At 74.0% G+C, this 3946-nt stretch carries 3 protein-coding genes and 1 pseudogene; all 4 read right to left on the bottom strand.

Going from position 1 to position 3946, the window contains the following annotated elements; translation table 11 throughout:
• Positions 1–55: 55 nt before the first annotated feature.
• Positions 56–835, bottom strand: coding sequence for a 6-phosphogluconolactonase (gene pgl / locus ABZ914_RS48145; protein WP_500201325.1), 780 nt, complete (start codon positions 833–835; stop codon positions 56–58).
• The gene (locus ABZ914_RS48140) at positions 832–1923 is read right to left on the bottom strand and encodes a glucose-6-phosphate dehydrogenase assembly protein OpcA (RefSeq protein WP_190856360.1); all 1092 of its coding nucleotides are present in this window, start codon (positions 1921–1923) and stop codon (positions 832–834) included. The genes pgl and ABZ914_RS48140 overlap by 4 nt, the downstream gene beginning before the upstream one ends.
• Positions 1923–3449 carry a glucose-6-phosphate dehydrogenase gene (gene zwf, locus ABZ914_RS48135; RefSeq protein WP_500201324.1) on the bottom strand — a complete coding sequence of 509 codons (1527 nt, stop codon included), beginning with the start codon at positions 3447–3449 and terminating at the stop codon, positions 1923–1925. The genes ABZ914_RS48140 and zwf overlap by 1 nt, the downstream gene beginning before the upstream one ends.
• Positions 3450–3613: 164 nt before the next feature.
• Positions 3614–3946: pseudogene (locus ABZ914_RS48130) on the bottom strand (glucose-6-phosphate isomerase); the annotation flags it as partial.

Raw genomic sequence — 3946 nt, 5'->3', positions numbered from 1 at the left:
CGGGCGCCGGGGGCGGCCCCCCCCCCGCCCACCCGGCCGTGACGTGATCAACGCCTCAGGGTGAGGCGATCCGCTCGATCCCGGGCGGGAGCTCCGCGGCCGCGGCGCGGTCCAGCAGGAACAGCGTGCTCTGGCGGCCGCGCGCGCCCGCGGCGGGCACCTGCACCGGCCCGGCACCCGACAGCCCGAGCCGCACCGCCTTCGCCTTCGACTCCCCGGACGCCAGCACCCACACCTCGTGCGCGGCGCACAGCGACGGGAACGTCAGCGAGATCCGCGTCGGCGGCGGCTTCGGAGCCCCGTGCACCGCCACCACCGGCCGCTCGTCGCGCACCGCCGACATCTCCGGGAACAGCGACGCCACGTGCGCGTCCGGGCCGACGCCGAGCATCAGCACGTCGAACGACGGGACGGGACCGTGGTCCTCGGGACGGGCGGCCGCGCGCAGCTCGGCGGCGTACCGCTCGGCGGCGGCCTCCACGTCGTCGCCGTCCGGGCCGTCCGAGGCCGGCATCGGATGCACCCGCGCCGGGTCGAGGTCCACATGGTCCAGCAGCGCCGCGCGGGCGCCCGTCTCGTTGCGCTCGGGGTCGCCGGCCGGCAGGAACCGCTCGTCGCCCCACCACACGTCCAGCCGGCCCCAGTCGATGGCGTCGCGGGCGCCCGTCGCGGCCAGCGCCGCCAGCACCGCCGTGCCGACGCCGCCGCCGGTCAGCACCACCGACGCCGAGCCGCGCGCGGCCTGCACGTCCACGATCCGCGTCACCAGCCGCGCCGCCGCCGCCTTGGCCAGCAGGTCCTGGTCGCGGTGGACCAGGACCGCCGGGGGCGTCACGCGTCCCCCGACGACTTGCCGCGCGACGACCGCTTCCCGCCGGACGGCTTCGCCGCGGACGAGGCCGGGGCGTCGGGCAGGCCCTCCTTCTCGGCCTCCTTCGCCGCCTTCTTCGTCGTGGCCGCCTCCCGCGTGCCCGACAGCGGCTCGCTGGCGACGCCCTCGTCCGACGTCCCGCCCGCGAGGTCCTTGGCGAAGCGGGCCGCCGCCTCCCGGTAGACCTCGTCGGGGTCGAGCCGCCGCAGCTCCTCGGCGAGCAGCTCCGACATCGGGCGGCGCATCAGCGCCACCTGCCGGTCGGGCTGGCCGGGGCGGCACAGCGTCGCGACCCGGCCGTCCGGCCGGTCGATCACGATGTCGCCGCCGGTCGTCGTCAGCCGGACGCCGGTGATGCCGGGGCCCTCGGACACCGTCCGCTCCACCGCGACGCCGAGCCGGATCGACAGCCACGCCGCCAGCAGCTCCGCGCTCGGGCTGTCCGGCTCGGCCATCACCTCGCCGGAGATGATCTCGTCGTGGTCCTGGTCGAGCGAGGCCGCCAGCAGCGACCGCCACGAGGTCAGCCGGGTCCAGGTGAAGTCGGTGTCGCCCGGGCTGTAGTTCCCGGCCAGCTGCGCGAGGGTGCCGAGCCGGTCGCGGGCCGCGTAGGCGTCGGTGATCCGCCGCGTCGCGAGCTTGCCGAGCCCGCTCTTGGACGGCGACTTCGGCACCTTGCCGCCCGGCCACCAGATCACCACCGGCGTGTCGGGCATCAGCAGCGGCACCACCACCGAGTCGGCGTGCTCGGCGAGCGGGCCGTACATCCGCAGCAGCACCGTCTCGCCCGGGCCGGTCTCGCCCATCCGGATCTCGGCGTCCAGCCGCGAGGAGTTCCCGCGCGGGTCGCGGGAGATCACCGTCAGCACCCGGCAGGGGTGCTCGCGGGCCGCCTCCGTCGCCGCGCGGACCGCGTCGTACTGCGCCGACTCGTCCGTCACGATGATCAGCGTCAGCACCATGCCGACCGCCGGGCCGCCCATCAGGTGCCGCGACTGGGTCAGCGCGTCCTGGATCTGGCGCGTCGTGGTGCCGGTGAGGTCGATGTTCATCAGAGCCTCCTCCAGGCGCGGCCGTCGCGCGCCATCAGCTCGTCGGCGCTGTCGGGCCCGTAGCCGCCCGACGTGTACTGGTCGAGGCCGCCGCGGCTCGCCCAGAACTCCTCGATCGGGTCGAGGATCCGCCAGGACAGCTCGACCTCCTCCTGCCGCGGGAACAGCGGCGGGTCGCCGATCAGCACGTCCAGCAGCAGCCGCTCGTAGGCCTCCGGGGACGCCTCCGTGAACGACTCGCCGTAGGCGAAGTCCATGTTCACGTCGCGGATCTCCATCGAGGTGCCGGGCACCTTCGAGCCGAACCGGACCGTGATGCCCTCGTCCGGCTGCACCCGCATCACCAGCGCGTTCTGCCCGAGCTCCTCGGTGTCGGTGTGCGAGAACGGCAGGTGCGGCGCCTGCTGGAACACCATCGCCACCTCCGTCACCCGGCGGCTGAGCCGCTTGCCGGTGCGCAGGTAGAACGGGACGCCCGCCCAGCGGCGGTTGTCGATCTCCAGCTTGACCGCCGCGTACGTCTCGGTACGGGAGTCGGCCGGGATGCCCTCCTCCTCCAGGTACCCCTTGACGCTCACGCCGCCCTGCCAGCCCGCCGAGTACTGCCCGCGCGCGGTGGAGGTCTCCAGATCGCCCGGCACCCGCACCGACGACAGGATCTTCGCCTTCTCGGTGCGGACGGACTGGGCGCTGAAGGACGTCGGCTCCTCCATCGCCGTCAGCGCCAGCAGCTGCAGCAGGTGGTTCTGGATGACGTCGCGGGCCGCGCCGATCCCGTCGTAGTAGCCCGCCCGGCCGCCGATGCCGATGTCCTCGGCCATCGTGATCTGCACGTGGTCGATGTAGGAGCGGTTCCAGATCGGCTCGAACATCGCGTTGGCGAACCGCAGCGCCAGGATGTTCTGCACCGTCTCCTTGCCGAGGTAGTGGTCGATCCGGAAGATCGACTCCTCGGGGAAGACGCGGTGCACCGTGTCGTTCAGCTCCAGCGCCGTCTTCAGGTCCCGGCCGAACGGCTTCTCGATCACCACCCGGCGCCAGGCGCCGTCCTTGCGGTCGGCCAGCCCGCTGCGCTGCAGCTGCTCGACCACCTGCGGGAAGAACTTCGGCGGAATCGACAGGTAGAACGCATAGTTGCCGCCGGTGCCGCGGCTCTCGTCCAGCTCCTTGACCGCCATCGACAGCGCGTCGAAGGCGCCCGGGTCGCTGAACTCGCCGGGGACGAAGTGCATGCCCTCCGACAGGTGCGTCCACACGTCCTCGCGGAACGGGGTCCGCGCGTGCGCCTTCACCGACTCGTAGGCGATCTGCCGGAAGTCCTCGTTCTCCCAGTCGCGGCGGGCGAAACCGACCAGCGAGAAGCCCGGCGGCAGCAGCCCCCGGTTCGCCAGGTCGTAGATCGCCGGGAGCAGCTTCTTGCGCGACAGGTCCCCGGTGACCCCGAACAGCACGAGCACGCACGGCCCGGCCACCCGCGGCAGGCGCTTGTCGCGCGGGTCCCGGAGCGGATTGGCTGCGTCGGTCACGTTGCGGCCCCCTCTTCTCGCACCTTGACTACCCTCACTTCTACTCGCATCCGATCAGACCACGCATCCTGTGTGTCGACCCCGTGTACTGACAGTCTCGCCCCTCCCGGGCGCGCCGTCGCCGTTCCCGGGTCGCCGGAGAGCCGCGGCCGCGCCCCGTCGTCCTACCCGCCTCTGGCCGAGTCGAGCAGCCGGGCGAGGCCCGCCCACCGGTTCTGCAGGTGCAGCCGGACGACCGGGCGGCCGTCCGAGCGCGCCGCCCGCGCGTCGCCGAGCGCCCGCGCGAGCTGGAGCACGCCGAGCCGGTGGTGCCGGCCGGGGACCGGGACGTCGCGGTCGGCGTTCCCGGTCACCTGGAGGTATACGCCCGTATCGGGTCGATCATTCCCGCCCGCCGGGCGCCGGGCGCCCCAGCCGACGGTCACCGGGCGGCGGCAGCGGGCGGCCAGCAGCGCCGCCAGCCGGCGGACCTGCGCGCCCTGCCCGGCGGCCTCGTC

Source organism: Spirillospora sp. NPDC046719, assembly GCF_040645715.1.
GTDB lineage: Bacteria > Actinomycetota > Actinomycetes > Streptosporangiales > Streptosporangiaceae > Spirillospora.
The sequence above is the reverse complement of the archived record's forward strand: the minus strand, read 5'-3'. Positions and strand labels throughout refer to the sequence as shown.